The 21734-nt window shown below is 40.3% G+C and carries 18 protein-coding genes; 6 read left to right on the top strand and 12 right to left on the bottom strand.

From position 1 onward, the window contains the following. Positions 1 to 78: 78 nt before the first annotated feature. Both JSQ81_RS16470 and JSQ81_RS16465 read right to left on the bottom strand, forming a co-directional pair. Entirely contained in the window at positions 79 to 1590 is a 1512-nt protein-coding gene (locus tag JSQ81_RS16470; protein WP_212605090.1) for a CoA-acylating methylmalonate-semialdehyde dehydrogenase, read from the bottom strand. Positions 1591 to 1612: 22 nt separating this feature from the next. Next, positions 1613 to 2521 (bottom strand): NAD(P)-dependent oxidoreductase, encoded by a 909-nt coding sequence (locus JSQ81_RS16465; RefSeq protein ID WP_212605089.1) that lies wholly within the window; start codon positions 2519 to 2521, stop codon positions 1613 to 1615. Between the two features lie 218 nt (positions 2522 to 2739). Between JSQ81_RS16465 and JSQ81_RS16460 the strand changes: the two genes are divergently transcribed. Beyond that, on the top strand, positions 2740 to 3342 hold the full coding sequence (locus tag JSQ81_RS16460; RefSeq protein WP_212605088.1) for a TetR/AcrR family transcriptional regulator: 603 nt from the start codon (positions 2740 to 2742) through the stop codon (positions 3340 to 3342). Between the two features lie 395 nt (positions 3343 to 3737). Then, on the top strand, positions 3738 to 5195 hold the full coding sequence (gene nagE / locus JSQ81_RS16455) for an N-acetylglucosamine-specific PTS transporter subunit IIBC (protein ID WP_212605087.1): 1458 nt from the start codon (positions 3738 to 3740) through the stop codon (positions 5193 to 5195). Positions 5196 to 5410: 215 nt separating this feature from the next. Here nagE and JSQ81_RS16450 read toward each other — a convergent pair whose 3' ends face one another. Next, positions 5411 to 6172, bottom strand: a complete 762-nt coding sequence (locus tag JSQ81_RS16450) for a LamB/YcsF family protein (RefSeq protein ID WP_212605086.1) — start codon at positions 6170 to 6172, stop codon at positions 5411 to 5413. A 245-nt stretch (positions 6173 to 6417) separates the two neighbouring features. Between JSQ81_RS16450 and pxpB the strand changes: the two genes are divergently transcribed. Both pxpB and JSQ81_RS16440 read left to right on the top strand, forming a co-directional pair. Next, a complete protein-coding gene (pxpB, locus tag JSQ81_RS16445; RefSeq protein WP_212607707.1) occupies positions 6418 to 7131 on the top strand; it encodes a 5-oxoprolinase subunit PxpB in 714 nt (237 codons plus the stop codon). Continuing rightward, positions 7128 to 8120: a 5-oxoprolinase subunit C family protein gene (locus JSQ81_RS16440; RefSeq protein WP_212605085.1), complete on the top strand. Its 993-nt coding sequence runs from the start codon at positions 7128 to 7130 to the stop codon at positions 8118 to 8120. The genes pxpB and JSQ81_RS16440 overlap by 4 nt, the downstream gene beginning before the upstream one ends. A 242-nt stretch (positions 8121 to 8362) precedes the next feature. On the opposite strand, the gene JSQ81_RS16435 is transcribed toward JSQ81_RS16440, so the two are convergent. After that, positions 8363 to 10108, bottom strand: a complete 1746-nt coding sequence (locus JSQ81_RS16435; RefSeq protein WP_212605084.1) for a GMC family oxidoreductase — start codon at positions 10106 to 10108, stop codon at positions 8363 to 8365. Between the two features lie 15 nt (positions 10109 to 10123). Further along, a complete protein-coding gene (locus JSQ81_RS16430; RefSeq protein ID WP_249336562.1) occupies positions 10124 to 10960 on the bottom strand; it encodes a gluconate 2-dehydrogenase subunit 3 family protein in 837 nt (278 codons plus the stop codon). Positions 10961 to 11375: 415 nt separating this feature from the next. Between JSQ81_RS16430 and JSQ81_RS16425 the strand changes: the two genes are divergently transcribed. Continuing rightward, positions 11376 to 12218 carry a 5'-methylthioadenosine/adenosylhomocysteine nucleosidase gene (locus tag JSQ81_RS16425; RefSeq protein ID WP_212605083.1) on the top strand — a complete coding sequence of 281 codons (843 nt, stop codon included), beginning with the start codon at positions 11376 to 11378 and terminating at the stop codon, positions 12216 to 12218. A gap of 272 nt (positions 12219 to 12490) precedes the next feature. On the opposite strand, the gene JSQ81_RS16420 is transcribed toward JSQ81_RS16425, so the two are convergent. The 7 genes from JSQ81_RS16420 to JSQ81_RS16390 all read right to left on the bottom strand — a co-directional run bounded on the left by JSQ81_RS16420 (position 12491) and on the right by JSQ81_RS16390 (position 20205). Next, on the bottom strand, positions 12491 to 13849 hold the full coding sequence (locus JSQ81_RS16420) for a cyclic 2,3-diphosphoglycerate synthase (protein WP_212605082.1): 1359 nt from the start codon (positions 13847 to 13849) through the stop codon (positions 12491 to 12493). Between the two features lie 292 nt (positions 13850 to 14141). Further along, positions 14142 to 14897 (bottom strand): class B sortase, encoded by a 756-nt coding sequence (srtB, locus tag JSQ81_RS16415; RefSeq protein WP_249336561.1) that lies wholly within the window; start codon positions 14895 to 14897, stop codon positions 14142 to 14144. Positions 14898 to 14926: 29 nt separating this feature from the next. Continuing rightward, entirely contained in the window at positions 14927 to 15697 is a 771-nt protein-coding gene (locus tag JSQ81_RS16410; protein WP_212605081.1) for an ABC transporter ATP-binding protein, read from the bottom strand. Next, the gene (locus tag JSQ81_RS16405) at positions 15687 to 16670 is read right to left on the bottom strand and encodes a FecCD family ABC transporter permease (protein WP_212605080.1); all 984 of its coding nucleotides are present in this window, start codon (positions 16668 to 16670) and stop codon (positions 15687 to 15689) included. Before JSQ81_RS16405 ends, JSQ81_RS16410 begins: the two co-directional genes overlap by 11 nt. A gap of 33 nt (positions 16671 to 16703) precedes the next feature. After that, complete coding sequence (gene isdE, locus JSQ81_RS16400) at positions 16704 to 17645, bottom strand: heme ABC transporter substrate-binding protein IsdE (protein WP_256437716.1); 942 nt, start codon at positions 17643 to 17645, stop codon at positions 16704 to 16706. A 118-nt stretch (positions 17646 to 17763) separates the two neighbouring features. Then, on the bottom strand, positions 17764 to 19557 hold the full coding sequence (locus tag JSQ81_RS16395) for an NEAT domain-containing protein (RefSeq protein ID WP_212605079.1): 1794 nt from the start codon (positions 19555 to 19557) through the stop codon (positions 17764 to 17766). Positions 19558 to 19584: 27 nt separating this feature from the next. Beyond that, on the bottom strand, positions 19585 to 20205 hold the full coding sequence (locus JSQ81_RS16390; protein WP_212607703.1) for an NEAT domain-containing protein: 621 nt from the start codon (positions 20203 to 20205) through the stop codon (positions 19585 to 19587). Positions 20206 to 21060: 855 nt separating this feature from the next. Between JSQ81_RS16390 and JSQ81_RS16385 the strand changes: the two genes are divergently transcribed. Beyond that, positions 21061 to 21456 (top strand): hypothetical protein, encoded by a 396-nt coding sequence (locus JSQ81_RS16385; RefSeq protein WP_212605078.1) that lies wholly within the window; start codon positions 21061 to 21063, stop codon positions 21454 to 21456. The last annotated feature ends 278 nt before the right edge of the window (positions 21457 to 21734 follow it).

Genomic DNA, 21734 nt, shown 5'->3' with positions numbered 1-21734 from the left:
CTACGTGAAATCCCATTTAATCGCGAATTAAAAACGGGACCGCAAATTGACATTAATTGCGATCCCGTAAGCAATTACTTAACTGCTTGGAAAACTAAAGTCAGTTTTGCTTTCATTATATGAAGTATCAAACCATCTTTCAGAAACGGTCTTTCTTTTCGTAAAGAAACGAACCGTATCCGGTCCAAACATCTGTCCCTCGCCGAAAGTCGAACGCTTCCATCCACCAAAGTTGTGATAACCAACCGGAATCGGAATCGGAACGTTCACACCAACCATCCCGACTTCAATATTCTCAGTAAACGTCCGTGCCGCACTTCCGCTATCTGTAAAGATCGTTACACCATTTCCAAATTCATGTTCATTAATTAAATCAATGGCCTCTTCAAGCGTATTCACTCGAACAACAATCCGGGCAGGACCGAAAACTTCTTCTTTATAAATTTTCATATCCGTCGTCACATGATCCAACAACGTAGCGCCTAAATAAAATCCATCTTCGTGCGCTACTTCCGGATTACGGCCATCCGCTGCAACTACCGCGCCTTCTTCAATCGCTTTCTCAATTGCACCCAGTACATTTACTTTAGACTCTGCGCTAATTAACGCACCGAAGTCAGCACTTTCATCGTCAAACGTACCTACTTTCAGCTCTTTAATTTTTTCTTTTAATGCCGCAACAAAAGCATCAGCTGTTTTCTCTCCAACTGGAATTGCAGTGGAAATCGCCATACAACGCTGAGAAGTTCCTCCGAATGCTGCTCCGATAAAGGAATTAACCGTAGTCTCAATATCCGCATCCGGCATAATGATCATGCTGTTTTTTCCTCCGCCAAATGCCTGAACTCGCTTATGATGTTTTGTTCCTTTTTCATAAATTGCTTCGGCAACTGGCGTTGAACCAACAAAACTTACTGCCTTGACATCTTTATGTTCAAGCAGCGCATCCACTGCTTCTTTATCGCCATTTACAACATTCCAAACACCCGCCGGCAATCCAGCTTCAGTCCATAATTCTGAAATCAATAACGCTGAGAGAGGTACTTTTTCTGAAGGCTTAAGAATCATCGCATTTCCGACCGCAACTGCCATCGTACTCATCGCAACAGGTACCATGATCGGGAAGTTAAATGGCGCGATACAAGTCACGACGCCCAATGGTTTGTGCATGGAATAAGAGTTAATTTCTCCACCGACGTTTACCGAATGATCACCCTTCAAAAGATGCGGTGCGCCAAGTGCAAAGTCGACGGATTCAATCGCTCTCGAAATTTCACCTTTCGCATCGTCAATCGTTTTGCCATTTTCCTTACCGGTCAAACGTGCCAACTTATCTGTGTTTTCTACAAGTAAAGCACGAAACTTATGAAGAACTTCCATTCTTCTTGCAACGGAAATCTTCGACCATACTTCAAATCCTTTTTTAGCTAACTCAACTACTTCTCCTACTTCTTCAGCAGAAGCCAACGGAACCTCAGCAATCTTTACACCAAGTGACGGGTTATTAACATCACCGTATCTACCACTCTTACCTTCTACTTTTTCTCCGTTAATAAAATGACTCAACTTTTCGATTTGTACAGTTTTCATTATTGCTTCTCCTCCTTGTTAATTAAGTTTCTTGAAGTTGTTTTTTAATTTCATCTTGGATCATTAAATAGGAAGCAGACATATCTTTATCTGCATGTCCATTTTCAATCTCCGCGTCATAATATGCAATCAACTTCTCCGCGAGCGGCAACTTTCCGTGAAGCGAGTCCGAGACCTCTTTCGCAAGCTTTAAATCTTTTAACAATAAAGCAGTTGTGAAAGCGCCTTTTTTATATTCATCTTTTGAAATATAGGATTTATAATTCCGTGTAAAAATCGTACTCTGACCGGAACTTACATTCACGATATCATAGACGATATCCGGATCAACGCCTGCTCTTTCAGCAAGCGTAAGTGCTTCAGCCGCAGCTTGATTGTGGAAACCAGCCATTAAGTTATTAATTAATTTCACGACAGTCCCCACGCCCGGATCATCTCCGACGTGAAAGACATTCGACCCAAGAACGTCTAAATAAGGAAGTGTCGCTTCGTACGTCGCTTTATCGCCACCCACCATAATAGATAAAGTCGCATTTTCTGCGCCCGACACACTTCCACTCACAGGCGCCCCAAGATATTCAAGACTTTTTTGTTCTGCCACTTCGGCAATTTTCCGATTTAGTTCAGGTGAAATTGTACTTAAATCAACTAAAGTCAAAGGTTTCGCACAGCTATTAATGATCCCTGTTTCCCCCAAAAATACTTCTTCCGCAATTGCAGGCGTAGGAAGACTCGTGAAAACGAAATCGACTTCATTCACTAATGAGGCAGTCGTCAAACCAGTTGTGCCGCCCAATTCAGCAAAACTATTTTCCCTGTCTTTATTTACATCCAACGCATAAACTGTGTAGCCTTTTCCCAGTAAATTTTTCGCCATTGGAAACCCCATATTCCCCAGGCCAATGAATCCGATCTTTTTTTCATTACTCATAATTAATCCTCCCTTGTTATGTAATTCCCTTTTGATTCGAATTAACTGTAAGCGCTTTCCTAAATCACATACCCCGGTCACATACCAGAGTCACATACCGTGGTATCCTTATAATAACGCTTCAATTCTAATTAGTCAAACTATCTTTTAAACTTAAATAATTCAATTATCGTTGTATGGTATTATAGTAATCGATGAGTATTCAGGAGGGGCAAAGCATGTCAAAACTTACACCGCGGCAATTAAAAGCGCAAGAAACGAAAGATAATCTGCTAGAAACAGGCTTGAAACTTTTTCATGAAAAAGGCTTTGATCATGTAACCGTTGATAGTATCGCCAAAGCATGCAATGTATCAAAAGGTGCATTTTACGTTCATTTCAATTCAAAATATGATATTTTCCTAGAAAAATTCAAGGACATAGACAACTTTTATTTATCATTCATACCAAGTATTCCAAAAGAAATTAGCGCCAGTGAAAAAATACTATTCTTTTATAAGGGGCAAATGACTTATCTACGAGATGACTTAGGAAAAGACCTAATTCGTACCGTTTACACAAGCGCCCTCGCATTAACAATGGACGAAGATCACTACTTGACCAGTCCAGCTCGAAATCTATATAAAATTATTCTAGAATTTGTAGAAGAAGGCGTGGAATCAGGAGAGTTCAGAAAAGGCTTAACCGCAGACTACATTTCAATGATGATCACCCGCTGCATGAGAGGAACAATCTACGACTGGATAATCTTCGGAGACCGTCTAGATCCCGTCGAAGAAATACAAAAATTCACCTCAACTGTTTTAGATGGGCTGAAATAAGGTACCTGTGCAAGGTGCATTTTCAAAAGGTACCTGTGCAAGGTGCATTTATGACAATTCACAGATTCGCATAAAAAACCAAAGGGATATCGACAAAGCGTTACTTAGTCGGTATCCTTTTTTTAGTTTATGCAATTGTAGTGTATTAACTGAAAAGTGTCTTGCACAGGTACCTCAGAAAGGGCACCTCAAAGAGATACCCTCAGAAAAGCTGCCTGAAAGAAGGAATTATCCTCTTAATGTCGAATGGTGTCAGTATACCCCACAATGCTTTTATGTTCTGCGCGTGTCTGTCCATTAATATAAATAGTAGACAGGTCTTATTTTTATTCCTTTTACAACGCGGACGTTCCACAGAAATTATAAGTAAAAATATGAATGGAGGTTGGTTTGTCTTGATGAAGTATGTACAAAAACTTGGCCGGTCTTTGATGTTGCCAGTAGCTGTATTACCAGCAGCGGCGATTTTGATGGGGATCGGGTATTGGATTGACCATGATGGATGGGGTGAAGGAAACGTTCTTGCCGCGTTCTTAATTACAGCCGGAGATTCTATTATTAAGTCCATCCCGATTTTATTTGCTGTCGGGGTTGCTTATGGGATGTCTAAGGGTAAAGACGGGGCATCTGCACTTAGCGGATTGGTTGCGTTCTTGGTTATCACTACTTTGTTATCGGAGGATAGTGTTGCGCTTCTTCAAAGCATTGATGTGGAAAACGTGAACCCCGCTTTTGAAAAGATAGATAATGCTTTTATCGGAATTATTTCTGGGCTTATTGCTTCGGCCATGTACAATCGTTTTAGTCACGTTAAATTGCCGGATTTCTTAGCTTTCTTTAGTGGAAAACGGCTTGCTCCAATCATGTCCGCGGTTGCAATGTTAATTGTGTCAGGCGTATTGTTCTTTGTTTGGCCTCTTGTCTACGGTGCCTTATTTTCTTTTGGTACAGGACTCAGTGGACTAGGTAGTGTTGGTGCAGGCCTCTATGGATTCTTTAACCGCTTGTTAATTCCAACGGGCTTACATCACGCTTTAAACGCGGTATTCTGGTTTGACACAATTGGGATCGATGACATCGGTAAGTTCTGGAACAGTTCAGGAACCAAAGGCGTCACCGGTATGTATCAGGCGGGTTTCTTCCCAATTATGATGTTCGGTTTGCCGGCCGCTGCGCTCGCTATGTACCATACTGCTAAAACAACCAGAAGAAAACAAACCGCATCATTAATGTTAGCAGCAGGATTTGCGGCATTTTTCACAGGCGTCACTGAGCCAATTGAATTTGCATTTATGTTCCTTGCACCGGCTCTTTACGTTGTGCATGCTGCGTTAACAGGTCTGTCTTTATTTATTGCAGCGACCTTTAATTGGACAGCTGGATTTGGATTTAGCGCAGGTTTCATCGACTTTTTCTTAAGTTCAAGATTACCACTTGCGAATCAACCCCTTATGCTTATTGTTCAAGGGCTCGTATTCGCAGTCATCTACTATTTCCTTTTCAGATTCCTAATCACTAGATTCGACCTGAAAACACCTGGTCGAGGAGATGATGAGGAATATGAGGATGAGGATCAGAATCTCGAAACAGACGCACAAACAGATAACAAATTTACAAACATGGCAACTAAAATTCATGATGGTTTGGGCGGAAACGACAACATCACATCCATCGACTTCTGTGCAACAAGGCTACGCGTCGAAGTTAAAGATATGAAAGCCGTAGATCAAAAGAAAATTAAAAGTACAGGTGTCCCAGGCATCAACGTTGTCGGACCACAAAGCATTCAAGTCATCGTCGGCACAAGCGTACAGTTTGTAGCGGATGAAATCGAGAGAATGCGTAAAGAATAAGAGGAATAAAAGGTACCTGTGCAAGGTGCAATGAATAATAGGTACCTGTGCAAGGTGCAATTATGACAATTCACCACATCGAATAAAAAACCAAAGGGATACCGACTAAGTGTTATATAGTCAGTATCCCCTTTTCACTTTATGCAATTGTAGTGTATTAACTGAATAGTGTCTTGCACAGGTACCTAAAATGGGTACCTAAAATGACGTCTTTCTCACTTGCAAATTGATGCAAATCTAATATGATTATTTTCTAGCGTTTCTCTAATATACCTGGCAAAGTCAAGCGCATGCGCGCCGTCTCCGTGGATACAAACCGTATCGGCCCTGAGGGAAACTTCCGTGTTTTGTTGTGATAATACTTTACCTTCCGAGACCATTTTGAAGACTTGTTCCACAGCCAATTTTTTATCTGTAATCAAAGCATCGTCCTGCGAACGCGACGTCAACGAGCCATCAGCTTGATACGTACGATCCGCGAACACTTCATGAGCTGTTCGTAAGCCAATCTTTTCGCCCGCTTTTGTCAATTCACTTCCAGCTAATCCGAATAAAACCAATGAAGGCGATACATCGTAAACCGCCTGTGCAATGGCTTCCGCAAGTTCACGATCTTTCGAAGCCATTTGGTATAAAGCGCCATGCGGTTTCACATGTTGCATCGTTTCGTTATAGCGATATAAGAATCCTTGCAGCGCGCCAATTTGATAAACGACCATATCGTAGCCTTCTTGTGCGGTAATCGCCATATCGCGACGGCCAAATCCATTTAAATCAGGCAGACCCGGATGTGCTCCAATCTTTACACCATTGTCGATAGCCAGCTTAACGGTTTCCCGCATGACCGTTGGATCTCCCGCGTGAAAACCGCAGGCGATATTGGCCGAGGTCACATCTGTCAATATGCCTTCCTGCTCCCTGAGTTTATAGCGTCCAAAACTTTCTCCCAAATCACAATTCAAATCTACTTTAAACATTATTTTTCTCCTCCGATGCCATTCTAATGATTCAATAACCGTTTGTAATTAAGATGACTCCGAATTATGAAACTCCTGTTTTGAAATGTAGACTGATTCTAACATAGAATATTTTGTTTGAATAGTAGTTATTCGGTTCAATAAAATACCGTCACTTTAAATTTTTCGCATTTGTTTTTTAATTCAAAAATACTATACTATAAATAAGGACCGAATTTCGTAACTTTAGGAGGTTTTGAATGATAATGAGTCAACTCACAATAAAAACGAGGATTAAACCTTTAGGCGATTCCGCACTCATTGTCCAACTCGGCGAAGGAATTTGCCCAGAAATTCATGAAAACGTAAGCAATCTAACACGATTATTAGAAAAGCATCCTTTTGATGGATTCGTAGAGGCTGTTCCGGCTTATAATAGCCTTACTATTTATTATAACCCGCATAGGGTCTATCTTTCACATACAAATCAAGCCTTAACGCCATTCCAACAAGTATGCACTTATATTGAAAAACTCTCCCCACTAATCGGTGACAAACAACTTTCGAAAAATAGAATCGTGGAGCTTCCCGTCGTATACGGAGGCGAATTCGGGCCTGATTTGGAGTATGTTGCAAAATCCAATGACCTGTCCATTGAAAAAGTCATTCAAATTCATTCAAAAAATGAATACTTGGTCTATATGATTGGGTTTGCACCAGGCTTCCCTTTCCTAGGCGGCATGGATGAACGAATTGCAACACCGCGAAAAGAAACGCCCCGGCTCGCCATTCCCTCTGGATCAGTTGGCATCGCGGGCAAACAAACAGGTGTCTATCCTTTAGAAACCCCGGGCGGTTGGCAAATCATCGGGCGCACACCTTTAGATTTATTTTTGCCTGATATGTCCCCGCCAACATTGCTAGAAGCTGGGGATAAAATTCGATTTGTGCCCGTTTCTGCCAAGGAGTTGAAAATATGACAGTTACAGTTCTTCATGCCGGTCTGTTAACAACTATCCAAGACCTGGGTCGATACGGCGCGCAAAAGTACGGCGTCATTGTGAGCGGCGCCATGGATAGTTATTCACTTAGAATTGCAAATTTATTGGTTGGAAATGAAGAAGGAGAAGGTGCGATTGAGGTCACTTTATTTGGGACGTCGCTTCAATTTGAAAAAGACCAGTTAATTGCTATAACCGGTGGAGATTTAGCAGCAAGCCTTGACGGCGAAAAAGCACCTATGTGGCGCCCTATCCTTGTTCGAAACGGATCCACCTTAACATTCAAATCCGGAACAAAAGGCGCACGGTCCTATATCGCTTTCGCGGGCGGCATTGAAATTCCACCAGCAATGGGCAGCAAAAGTACTTACCTTCGTGCAGGAATCGGCGGATTTCAAGGAAGGGCTTTACAAAAAGGAGATACCTTCAATTGCGGGGAAATGAGTCCGTTAGGTCAATCATTTTTTTACGAATTAAAAGCCAGGCGACAGCATTTTACATGGTCCGTTAATTACCAACCACTGCTTAACTTACAACAAACACAAACGATACGGGTCCTAGAAGGAACTGAATTCAATCGATTCGATAAACCAAGCCAACAATTACTTTTCACCGAAACCTTTACAATCACAAAACAAGCCGATCGAATGGGCTATCGACTAGAAGGCACAACACCGCTTACTCTAATAGAAGAATTTGAATTACTCTCCGAAGGCGTCACATACGGAACCATCCAAGTCCCTACAAACGGACAGCCAATAATCTTAATGGCCGATCGCCAAACAACAGGCGGCTACCCCAAAATCGGACAAGTCATCTCAGCAGACTTATCCAACTTGGCCCAGCTACAACCAACAGCCACCATGCAATTCAAAAAAGTATCACTCGAACAAGCCCAAACAGAACTTATCAAGAATGAACAACTAATCAAAGATATTAAAAGAGGCATCCGATACAAAAGCAAATAATGATACACAAAAGATACCCACACAAAAATAGGCACCACACATCAAGAAGGTACCTGTGCAAGGTGCAATTATAACAATTCACCACTTCGGATAAAAAACCAAAAGGATATCGACTAAGTGTTATATAGTCGATATCCCTTTTTCATTTTATGCAATTGTAGTGTATAAACAGAATAGTGTCTTGCACAGGTACCTAAAAAAAGCACCTGAAAAAGCACCTAAAAACGAACCCATCAAAAGGTTTAAACCACGCTACTCTTCTTTTCCGCTTCTACAAGCTGCCCACCGTTTTTGAGGTATTTTATTATCCCCTCAGATGCGCGGTATCCCAATGCGCCGATTGTTGCGGTTGGGTGATGGCCTGCGAATTGCGGGAAAGCGGATCCGCCTACCACGAAGAGGTTATCGACGTCCCACATTTGTAGATAGTTATTCACTGCAGACGTTTCCGGGTCTGCCCCCATAATGACGCCGCCCGCGTAATGTCCGCCGTCATAGATATGGTCGAACTCGTCTGGAATCTCATCCGCATCCACAATGTCGGCACCCATCTCTTCCATGATTTCTGTGCACTTCTCTATACCAAACTTCGCCATATGGCGGTCTTGGTCGGTATATTTATAAGTAATGCGCAGTAGCGGGTCATTGAAACTATCCGTGTACGTTGGATCCAAATCTACAAAGTTATGCCAATAAGACATGGTTGCCATCGTATACCATATATTGAGTGAGCGATTCGAATAATAAATCGAGTTCTTCTTAAACTCTGGACCCCATCCCGGCGTGCCGCTCGGAACATGATTAGTCGCAATGGCCCCGTCGCCGTATTGCCTTAATTCAATTCCACCACCGTTAATAAAATCTAAATTCGAATGATCGAAATTATCTCCAGCAAAATCACTCATCGTCCCGCCTAGCGCGCCCGCACCCATATAATAATTAAATTTCTTGTCTTTAAAAAACCCTCTTGCACCAAGAAAAGTAATACCGAATTGCCCGTTGAAGTTTCTTCCAATGACACCTTTTTTCGTTTTCGGATCATATGGCTGTCCGATTTCCGATAACAGCAATAAACGATTATTCGCAAATGTGAATGCGGCTAATACCACTACATCCGCGGGTTGTTCGAATTCTTCGCCGGTCATCGTATCGGAATAGAGGACACCCGTCGCTTTGCCGTCTTTGTACAAGACACGCCTGACATAAGCGCCTGTTCGCGCTTCAAAATTTCCAGTCTTTTCAGCCGTCGGAATTACCGTCACAAGTGGATCTGATTTCGCGCCAAAATCACATCCGTATTGCGTGCAGAATGAACAAAACATACACTGATTCAGCGTTTCACCGTCTGGATTTGTATAGGTTTGTGATAAATTACCCGCAGCAACCCGGTATGGGTGGTACCCCATCTTTTCAGTAGTTTCCATAAAAAGATTAACCGCCGGCGAGCTCTTCATAGGCGGGTTCGGATAATCACTCGAACGTTCGTCACCTATAGGATCCGGCTCGCCTGAAATCCCTGCCGTTTTTTCCCATTGATCATAATACTTTTCCATCTCGTCATATGTGATTCCCCAGTCCTGTATCGTCATATCGCCAGGGATTTTTTCCTTCCCATAACGCTCAATGGTTTTGCTTCTAATCTCAAAATCATATGGCTTCCAACGGTAAGTGGCGCCGGCCCAATGGACACTCCCACCACCTAAATCTGTGCCAACCATCACTTCCTGACGCGTTCTAACCGGTAATGCGGTTTCATCTATATAATTGCGGGAAGTAATTGTTTCAAAAGCCAGATTTTGCATCATCTCATAGCGATTCGTATAACGCAGCTCATCTTTCACCCCTATGTAATCTGACCTAGTTATATTTTTTCCGCGTTCCAGCGCTATCACTTTATAGCCAGCTTTCGAGAGTTCAGCTGAGACAACGCCACCTGCCCAACCTGTACCAACAACAACTACGTCCACTTTATCTAATTTAACAACCATCTTTTTTACCTCCTCTTAATGACCTTGATAATCCCGCAGGCTTTCTGGTTCCATTTTAATAAATTCCTCTTCCTCAATTTTATCCAGATAACTCATCCGTGGACCCGGATATTCTTTCATCCGCCATCCCATCATATCTTTATTGCCGCCGTAGACCGGATCAGCATACACGCCTTCAATCGTCGTCTGTTGAAGTAAGTGGAAAAAGTTCGCAGATCCTATACCTTTCATCTCGACTTTATCCTCATCAAACATGCGCAGCACTTCATCTTGCATGTCTGGCTCTAAGTCAACAAACCTTCCACCAAAATCCTTCTGTGACACTTCATCTATTTTTCGTAGTCCAACTGTGAAAATCTCACCCCGGTTCAATATCGATTGGTACCGCGGTGTAGGAGTAGGCACTTGGGTTTCCGCATTCGGTCCCCCTTTATCTTGCTCTTTGGTGTTATTATGATTACCTGTCGATTGAATGTTCGTAACGAATGGCCCCTTCATATATTCCTTCGAATTCGTCCCCCACTCACTGTTTAATTGCTTGTCAATAAAGAAAGGTACGCCTAGTTCAATAGCCCCCGGACCCAAATCATCTTTCGGAAAAATTCGTTCCGTGGCGGCCGATAAAATAGCAAAGTCTTCTGCACGATTGATAAATACGCGCGCTTCCTGTAAACCACCACTTGTATTTTCATTAGTATTTTGAGTTTCCGGCGTCTTTTGAAACTGGTTCGTCAGCAAGCCGCCAAACAAGGAACCACCAACTACCCCCCCAGCAACTAGTCCGGAATTCTTTAGAAACGTACGGCGACTCATATCTTTTTTCTCGTTCACATCTGTCGGTTTATCTGCCACTTCCTACTCCTCCTAACAACACTGTTTATCGCTTCATACCAATGATTGCCGTTATTATCCAAATATATTCAATAATATTAGGTTTGTAACCTGTAGCGGGAAATTTGCAAGGTGGAGAAAGATTAAAGGTACCTTGAAGGTACCTGTGCAAGGTGCAATTATGACAATTCACGACTATGAATAAAAAACCAAAAAGATATCGACAAAGTGTTTATATGTCGATATCCCTTTTTCTTTTTATGCAATTGTAGTGTATTAACTGAATAGTGTCTTGCACAGGTACCTGGAATTTTATCTTAGAAATGGGTTGCATCATTTTATTATCCGTTATATACTTACCAAGTAATAACGAACGTTAATTGGTGAAGGTAAATAAACGTTCGTCTTTTTATCCAATTAGGAGGAATTTACATCTATGAACAACAAAATCAATCTTAAATTCTTTACAATCATCATGATCGCAGCTTTCATGTTAATAGGCTGTTCTATTAAAAAAGAAGGTTCAACGGAACAACCAGAAGAAAAAACAAATACCGAACAATCGGATAAACGGGTTATCGGCATTATTGGAGCTATGATAGAAGAAGTCGAAATCCTTCGCGATAAAATAGAAATAGAAAGCACTGAAACGATAGCTGGAATGGAGTTTTATAAAGGTACATTAGACGGGGAAAACATTGTCTTGGTTCAATCAGGCGTCGGAAAAGTGAATGCGGCCGCCTGTACTCAAGCGCTGGTAGATCATTTCGGCGTTGACTACCTCATAAATTCAGGCGTTGCAGGAGGGCTAACCCCGGATGTAACCATTGGAGATATCGTCATTTCTACAGACGCCGTCCAACATGATTTCGATATCACTGCATTTGGTGAAAAGCCAGGCGTGATTGCTCGCATGGATACAAGTTATTTTACGGCGGATGAAAAGCTAATTCAACTCGCACAATCAGCAACAGAAGGATTAAACGAGGATATCAATGTAGTACAAGGAAGAATCGCAAGCGGCGATCAATTTATTGCAAGTGCGGAACAAAAAGAATGGATTTCAGAAAACTTTTCTCCGTATGCTGTAGAAATGGAAGGCGCGGCGATTGCTCATGTCGCACACTTGAATGAAGTGCCATTTGTTATTATTCGTGCAATCTCGGACGATGCTAGCGGCCAGGCCGATGTAAAGTATGAAGACTTCGTCAAAACAGCAGCTGAAAACGCCAGCACGATGATTGAAGAAATGATCAAAGCTGCAGATGAAAACTTATAAGCTTTCATTTTATAAGAGGTACCCATTATAAGAGGTACCTGTGCACGATACAATTATGACTATTTACTACTTTGAATAAATAATCAAGGGGATATCGACAAAGCTTTCTAGAGACAGTATCCCTTTTTACTTTATGCAATTGTAGTGTATTGTTCGAATAGTGTCTTGCACAGGTACCTATTTTTCTGTAATAAAACCGAAGTACCTATATAAAACACATAAAAAACAGGAAGCTAACCCACAGCTAATCGGGTTAACTTCCTGCTATTCATTTATTTGATTGTTGTTTTATCAACTAGTTTATATTCCTGAATAAAATCTTTCAAAACATCACTTAAAGTCGGTGTACTGACTTCGTCTAATTCATAGTGAACACGTGTGTATGGTTTATTAATCGAAATGACTCGAGATAAATCCATCGGTGTTCCAATAATGACTGCATCACAGTCTGCATTATTAATGGTTTCTTCGAGGTCTTTCAATTGTTGCTCGCCGTACCCCATTGCGGGAAGAACGTTTCCAATGTGTTGGTATTTTTCAAAGGTATCGATTAACGAACCCACAGCAAATGGGCGTGCATCAATGATTTCTTTCGCACCCAAACGCTCAGCCGCAACAATACCCGCGCCAATATTCATCTCGCCATGCGTCAACGTCGGGCCGTCTTCCACGACAAGCACACGTTTTCCAACAATCAACTCTGGGCGATCGACCGTAATCGTTGACTCAGCCTTAATAATGATGCTGTTTGGACTCGCGTGTTTAATATTATTCTCTACGATTTGAATCGCTTCTGCTGACGCACTATCAATTTTGTTAATGATATTCACATCCGCTGTTCTTAAACAAACTTCACCAGGATAATATAACAACTCATGACCCGGGCGATGTGGATCCAAGACATTCACAGCTAAATCGGGCTCGTAGAAAGAGAAATCATTATTTCCGCCGTCCCATAAAATCACATCACAACCATCTGGATCATTTTCAGCCGCCGCCAATATATCTGCATAATCAACACCCGCATAAATAATATTTCCACGCGTTACATGCGGCTCATACTCTTCCATCTCTTCAATCGTACAATTATGTTTCTTTAAATCCTCTACCGTCGCAAAACGCTGAACACGCTGTGCATTTAAATCGCCATAAGGCATCGGATGTCTAACCGCAACAACTTTTATATCATGCTCAAGCAATGTTTCGATAATTTTTCGAGACGTTTGACTTTTACCCGTCCCAGTTCGTACAGCGCAAACAGAAATGACAGGTTTATTACTTTTGATCATCGTGCTCTTAGACCCTAGCAGCGTGAAGTTCGCACCCGCAGCATTCACAACCGCACTCAGGCTCATCACATCTTCATATCTGATATCACTATAAGACAAAACGCATTCATCCACGTCTAACACTTCTATCAACTCTTCCAATTGATCTTGCGAATAAATCGGAATCCCTTCTGGATATAGTTCACCAGCCAATTCATTTGGATATTTACGTCCATCTATATCAGGAATTTGCGTTGCCGTAAAAGCAACAACATTATACGCCTCTTTATTTCGATAATATGTATTAAAATTATGAAAATCCCTTCCCGCAGCACCTATAATAAGTATATTTTTTCTCTCCATATATACGACCTCCCACAATTAATAACATATTATAATTATAACAAAACGTGTATATTAATACAAGTGTTTTTTATAAAATTAAAGGTACCTTTGCAAGGTGCATTTATGACAATTCACAAAGTCGGTTAAATAAACAAAAGGATACCGACAAAGTGCGTATTGTCGGCATCCATTTTTCAACTTATGCAATTGTAGTGTATTGTTGGAATAGTTTCTTGCACAGGTACCTAAAAAGAACACTTAAAAGGATACCTAAAAAACACCTAAAATACCATCCTCCAAAAAACCACCGTTACCCCTTCTTCACCAATTTCGCCTGAACGACTAACCTTCCGTGATCGGGATCTAATTCGTAATCACATGTGGATAACGTAAGAATGTGATCATCTGAATTTACTTCTATGTCTGTTTCATACATAGATTTCTCTCGAATTCCTGTCAGCAGCTGTTCATACTCCGCGTCATTAGCAAAATCAGTTTGTATATAATCAAAGTCTGTCTTTGTAATGTACACAGCAAAAATCTGTGCTTCATAACTATCATATAACGTGTCAAATTCGAACGTTTGATGGTTCATGAAAAAGTCCTTATCCTGATACTTTGTTAATTGCTCGAACATAGAACCATCCTTGACCCGATGGCCGTAGACAATCGTGTTTAAACCAGGATCTTGCACGTTGTTCCGAAAATCCATAAAAATGCTACCCGCAATGTTCTTCTCTTTATAAAAATTCCTATTTAAATAATCAACATTATTGTCTGCTTTTAAAATAGGATAATCAATTTGAGTCCCTTCAACCGTAATCCAACCGACAAGTTCATCATTTTCTTTTAACAACCTATCAAATCCGGAACGAATCGAATTAGACTCACCCTCTATGACCGAATTATCCGCATTGTAGAATGTTTCCTGGAGATTGTTTAACACTTTTCGGTTTTTATTGTAATCTATCGCCGTGGCAATCAAACCATATGCCGCATACGTAAACACACCTAAACATAACCAGGTGAGCATAATCGATAAAGTTTTCCTCATCTTCGCACTCATAAACATTTCCCTCCAGGTAGTACAATCACTCAAATTCCAACCGGTACAATATACATTCCAACATCTTCATCATGTTTCACAACGACATTCACACCGTAAACTTCTTGCATTAATTGTTTTGTAACAATCTGTTTCGGATCGCCCTTTTTCATTACTTTTCCTTGTTTCATCGCAATAATGTGATGGCTATATTGTATCGCTTGATTAATATCATGCAAAACCATCACAATCGTCAAGCCGTGTTCTTCACATAATTGTTTCACAAGCTCCAGAATCTCATATTGGTAATAAATATCTAAGTTAGATGTCGGTTCATCTAAAAATAAAAATGGCGTATCTTGGGCAAGCGCCATCGCAATCCAAACACGTTGCTGCTGGCCGCCGGACAATGTATCAATTGCATCATGTCGTTTTTCAGATAGACCCGTACATTCAATCGCCCAATTCACCATTTGTTCGTCCTTATCAGACTGACCAGAGAACGTATTTCTATAGGGCAGGCGCCCGTAATAGACCAATTTTTCCACAGTCATATCAGCCGGTGCACTGTTTTGTTGATGAACAACGCCTAATTTTTTCGCAAGTTCTTTCGGTTTGTATGTATTGATCGCTTTCCCATCGAGGATGACTTGCCCGGCTTGCGGCTGAAGATTATTCGTGAGCACCCCAAGCAGTGTCGACTTCCCGGAACCATTCGGCCCAAGTATCGTTGTGATTTGGCCTTTATGGATACTCGCCTCTACATCTTGCAGACGCATAACTTTATCTTGATAGCAAAAAGATATATTATTAATTTCCATAAATACGATCACTCTTTCTAAGCAAGAATATGAGGAATGGTCCGCCAATAACAGCCATAATGATAGACGCCGGAATTTCAATTGGAGAGAAAAGCGTTCTTCCCAATGTATCTGCCGATAAAATTAATAAAGCCCCCGCAAGCGCTGAAAACGGAATAAGCAATTTATGGTCATTGCCGACAAGCGCTCGCCCAATATGCGGGATAAGCAGGCCAACAAATGTAAACATCCCCGCGACAGCAGTGGCGATGGATGCAAGTAAAACAGCAATGATAGAAATGATGAATCGTGCTCGATTCACTTGAAAACCAAGATTTTTCAATGTCTTATCCCGTAACCCCAAATGGTTACACCATGCATACACAAGCATACTAAGAATCAGTCCGATGGAACCATACAAAACAATCACTTGCACATCTTCCCATGTCTTCATCGTTAGTGTGGAAGACGTAACCGAAATTCCCGACATCATACTGCCCGCATTTTGCGCACTAATCAATTCACTTAACCCTGTAAACACCGCGTTAATCGCAACACCAATTAAAATCATTCTGAGCGGATTGAGTCCTGATTTCCAGGAGAATAAATAGACAAGTAAAAAGGCAACCGCCCCGCCAACAAAGGAAAATAGTGGCGTGTAGAAAAATAACGTCGGAAAAAATGTAATCATAATCATAGACATAAATCCAGCGCCAGAAGACACACCGATAATCCCCGGTTCAGCAAGCGGATTACGCATGACAGCTTGCAATAGCACACCTGAGACCGATAAAGCGGCTCCAGCAAAGAGTGCAATGACAATCCTTGGAAAACGTAAATCTTTAATAATTTCTACATTTTCATTCGCGCCTGAAAAAAGTCCTTTTACCAATTCTCCCGTCGTCATCGCGATGCTCCCAGTCTTCATCGAATAAATCGTGACAACTAGCAACAAACCTATGACAACTACAAAGCTAATGATCTTTTTATACATCGTGAAAACCTCTTTCGCAACCCATCATCCTACCTATTCTGAATAAAGGATTTCAACTAACACTTCTAATGCTTCCGCAGCAGCCAGATTTGCGGTCGTTCCAAAAAGTTCTTCTTCTAAATCATATACGCGGTCATTTTGCACTGCCTTAAAATGTTTCCAAATCGTATTCTGTTTAAATTCCTTATCAAACATCTCGACGACTTCTTTTGGCATTCCGTGAGCCATACGGAGAATAATATCCGCATCGGCTTGCTGCAATTTTTCCGTGTTCGCTGAGATGTATTCCACACCCGTTTCCGTCATCGCATTTATCCCGCCAGCCCGTCTAACAAGATCGCCTACATAAGACTCTTCTGTAGCTACTAAATAACTGCCCGGAACACCAAGTAAAATTAGAACTTTCGGAGATTCTTGTCCATCAATTTTCGCTTCTATTACAGACAGTTTCTCTTCAAATGCTTTCACCATTTTTTCTGCATGTTCCTCGCGATTGTATTTTTCGCCGAGATACTGAATACCTTCATACATACCTTCTACACTGCCAAAATCAAGATAGGTCGCTGGCGTATCCGTTTTCGTAAACGTTTCTTCGACATATGACGTTAGTGTTGTCACTGTTAAAACATCTGTCGGTTTCAAGGATTTAATTAATTCCATATCTGGATCCATGGCCAACCCGACTTCCGGTAATCCTTCATATCGCTCCGGCAACCCTTTATAGGTTGTTGGAATACCGATAAGTTCTAATTCCAACTGGTCCATAATTTCTGTAATCGCAACAGTCGTTGAGATAATTTGACCATCCGTTTCGAGTAAATTTTCATTTTCAGTCGCATCCACTACTTCTGAATTTTCTTGCTGGCTATCTGTTGAGGATTGTTTTTTAGCTGCAGTGGATTTGTCACCAGCGCCGCAACCTGCTAAAACGATGAGAAGAACGATCATGAGGAAAAAACTTAATTTATGTTTCAAAACTTATACACCTCTTGTTAAGTTATTTCGAATCTGATTTTTCCAAAAACGCATTTATAAAACATAGAGTCTTACTGCTTGGAATAAACAGTAAGACTCTCGTGAAATATGAATTTATTTATGCAACATTAGCGAAACGTCTTTTAGCCATAACTGCTAATGGAATTGCAGAACCAATTAATAGGACAACATATAGAAGAATGTTTGTCGTATCTCCCGTTTGTGGGTTCTTTTCCTGTCCTGTTACTTTTGTTTCGTTCGTTGATCCATTCTTTTCTTTGGAATCAAGTTTTGGTTTTTCTATTGTTGGATCGTTATTATTTGTTTTTGTTGGTGGTGCTATTACTGTTTCTTTCTCTTCCAACGAATCTTTCTTAACTGGTGCACCCGGAACTTTCGGACCATTTTCATTGTTCGAAGCAACTAGAGTGTACTTGTTAGCATCGACTTCTTTCAAGGAACTTTCGTCAAGGAAAAGACGTGCCTTGTGAACTCTCCCATCATAAAATCCTGGAACTGTGATTTGCATATCTAACAGAATCGCTTCAGGCAAAGCGCCGTCTAATTTAAATTGATAAACAATTGAATCTTTATCTTCTTTAACTACAACCATTTCACCAAATTTATTCTTTAGCCAGTCAATATACTCTTTACCTGTTACCGTAATCTGAATATATCGCTCACCGTCTTTTTCCAATAAAATAGCCGGTCCTTTAAAGAATGAATTTGCTGATGAAGCTTTATCTTCTGTCTCGTGCTTAATGACAAAACCAATTTCATATGCTTTGTCTGGTTTTAATTGATTTTTCTTTTCAGGAGTCTGTGGTTCATTGTTGTCTTTATTGTCTTCGACTGCAGGATTTTCATCAGACTTATCTGTATCTCCTGGTTTTTGCGTGTCCTTTTCACCTGGAACTTCAGTATCACCTGGTTTTTCAATTTCTTCTGGCTCATCATTATCTCCAGGCGCTTCTACATTAGCGCCCGGTTTATTAGAGGCATCTGTTACAGTAATACTATCCTCATTTAATACAATACGGAAATTGGCTTTCCCATAATGCATTTTTCCAGGTCCCATTGGTGCTTGATATTCAACATATGCATTTAACTGAGATTGTAATTGATCAAACTCAAAAGATTCGTGACGCTTTTCTCCTTCAACTTTCTTTTCTACAGCATTCTTTCCATTAAGTTGTAATAAAGTGACTGTGCCATCTTTTTTAACGGTTGCAGTTACTTCAGCTTTTCCTTTGGAGATAGCTAAAAATAATTTACCCTCTAAATAGTTGCCCATCGTTGATGCATCATCATTATCATCTCTTAAATAGCTAACATTTACAGTATAATAGCCATCTTTTAGGTTAGAGAGGTCTGCTTGCTTGTCCTCTTCTTCAGGCTCAGTAGGTTTTTCTTCAGGTTTGGTTGGTTCTTCTTCCACTACTACTCCTGCTTTTGTAGGCACTTTACTTACATCAAAGAAAGCACGGACCGTATGCGTTGTATCATAACCATTAGGAGGCATCAAACTTGGCGGAACAACAACATGCATTTTCATTTGAACGGGCTCTGTTAAGTCGCCTTCTACTTTAAAACCGACAACTCTTGTATTTTCTTCTAAATCTTCACTAATTAAATCAACTTCACCACTTGGAACTTTCAATGATTTTATCATGCTACTACTTGTAAGTTCTAATTGGACATAGGTGATATTACCATCTTTAACAATTACTTTTGGGTTTGTTAAGTAACCACCAGCTGTAGATAATTTATCTTCAGTTGCATGTTTTACTTCTAACAGAACATCATATTCGCCATCTTCATACACAACAGTTTCTTCCGCAAAAACTGCACTACTAAAGAAAGGCAGTGCAAGTAACATCATTAATATCGGCAAGATCCATTTGTTTCGCATCTTTTTCTCTCCTTTGGATTCTCTAAATTAGTTACGTACAGGTCCAAACTTCCGAATTGCGAATAAAGCAATTGCGGATCCAAGCATTAATAGCACGTACATTCCAATAGGAGAGTCATCCCCTGTTTTTGGGTTCTCTACTGTGTTCGCTGCTGCATCGCTGTTCGTTTCAACGCCGCTTTTTTCTGCTTTTTGTTCTACAGTTGAAGAAGCTTGCGGTAATCCGCTCACATTAAATACCGCACGAGCAGTATGTGTCATATCGTACATATCCGGAACGACAATATGCATGTTCATATTTAAAGGTTTAGATAAATCACCACTCACTTTAAACTTCACGACTCTAGTCTGGTTCGCTTTATTCTCGCTAACAATTGAAACAGATCCTGCTGGTGTTGAAAGTGATTTGATATAATTGCTGCCAGTTACCGTTAACTGGATATATTGAACGCCGTTTTCAACGATTAATGTCGCAGGCTTTGTAAAGTAACCATCAGCAATAGATGTGTTCGCACTGCCCGCTTCTTTCATTTCATAATTCACCTTATATGTACCATCTGCAATCTGAGCAGACACTGGTGAAGCAACAAGGATGGTAACTAAAAATATAACTGCGAACGTCATTAAAAATGAAAATTTGTTCTTCATTCTTATTTCCTCCTAATAATATAGTCGTCGTGATAAAAAGGTCTAGCAGTCTTACATAGTACGTCAAAAAGTAAGCCTTCTAGGAAATTGCTGTCCTAAATGGAAACCCTCCCCTCCTCGTTCATCAATCAACAACGAGAACTATGTAAATACTTTTTAATCCTTATTGAAAATCATTCTCAATAATAGACTAAAAAAAAAGAACCATGTATTACCAATTTGGCCAAGAACTAACCCAATACCCATTATACGTTAGATTTGATTTCAATACCGGTAAGTCTTTGTATATTGTGTGAACTGGTTGTCAAGACACCGTGAAGTTAGACCTCCCACTATCTCTTTAAAGGTACCCTTTAAAGGTACCTGTGCAAGGTGCAATTATGACTATTCCCGAACTTGTATAAATAGCCAAAAGGATATCGATAAAGCCTTATATAGTCGTCATCGCTTTTCACTTTATGCAATTGTAGTGTATTGTTCGAATAGTTTCTTGCACAGGTACCTGAAATTTGTATATTGTGTGAACTGTTTATCAACGCACCGTGAAGTGAAACCTTCCGCGATATCTTAGGTACCTAAAATACGTCTACTACCAGTATAATTCAATGAAGAATAATGAATGTGATGATTATCACAATAATAAATTGGGGTTCTTGAAGGTACCTGTGCAAGATGCAATTATGACAATTCGAGAACTTGCATAAAAAGCCAAAAAACTATCGACAAAGTGTTGTATAGTCGATATCCCATTTCACTTTATGCAATTGTAGTGTATTGTTCGAATAGTTTCTCGCACAGGTACCTGAAATTCGGTACCTAAAATTCATATATAATAAAGAAAAAGGAGACGATGACATGAATCAAATAACCGTTGAAACAATTGAAACAGCTGAATCATGGATTGAGTTGTCTAATCAAAAAGATATAGAAGGATTATCAAAATTGACCGATTCTAAGTTAGAATTAATTGGACCTAAAGGCATAGGAGTCATAAATCACCAAGAATTAGGGGAATGGTTAGAGCGTGCTAATTTAAAATTAGCTACCACTAACCAATATGCGAAAGATCACTTCATTGTATTAGAGCAAGATGGAACATGGTTAAATGATGATGACACAATAAAAGGTCAGGCTATTGTATATACTGTTTTTAAAGTAGTTAATCAGAAAGTAATTTTTCTAGCAAGGTATGATAATAAAGAAGAGGCATTTAATATTAGTGGATTGAGTGATGAAGAAAGAATAAACTAATGTGCTTTGTGGGGAAGCAAAGGAATGGTTAAGCGGTTCATCATTGATATCGTCACACCCTACCAGACCGCGATGTCTAATTGACACCAAGTAGAATGCAATTTAAGAAAGTATCTTAGATGGTGCAATTATGACAATTCATGACTTCGGACAATAAAAAGGGATATCGACAAAGTATTATTATATTGTCGGCATCCCTATTTTTATGTAATTGCAGTGTATTGCAGGTTACCTGAAATCCATGGAAAAGTATGCGTTTCCATTGCGGGCATAAATAA

The sequence above is a fragment of the Sporosarcina sp. Marseille-Q4063 genome (assembly GCF_018309085.1).
Lineage (GTDB): Bacteria > Bacillota > Bacilli > Bacillales_A > Planococcaceae > Sporosarcina.
Note: the sequence above shows the minus strand (reverse complement) of the source record. Positions and strands in the feature narration are given on the sequence as shown.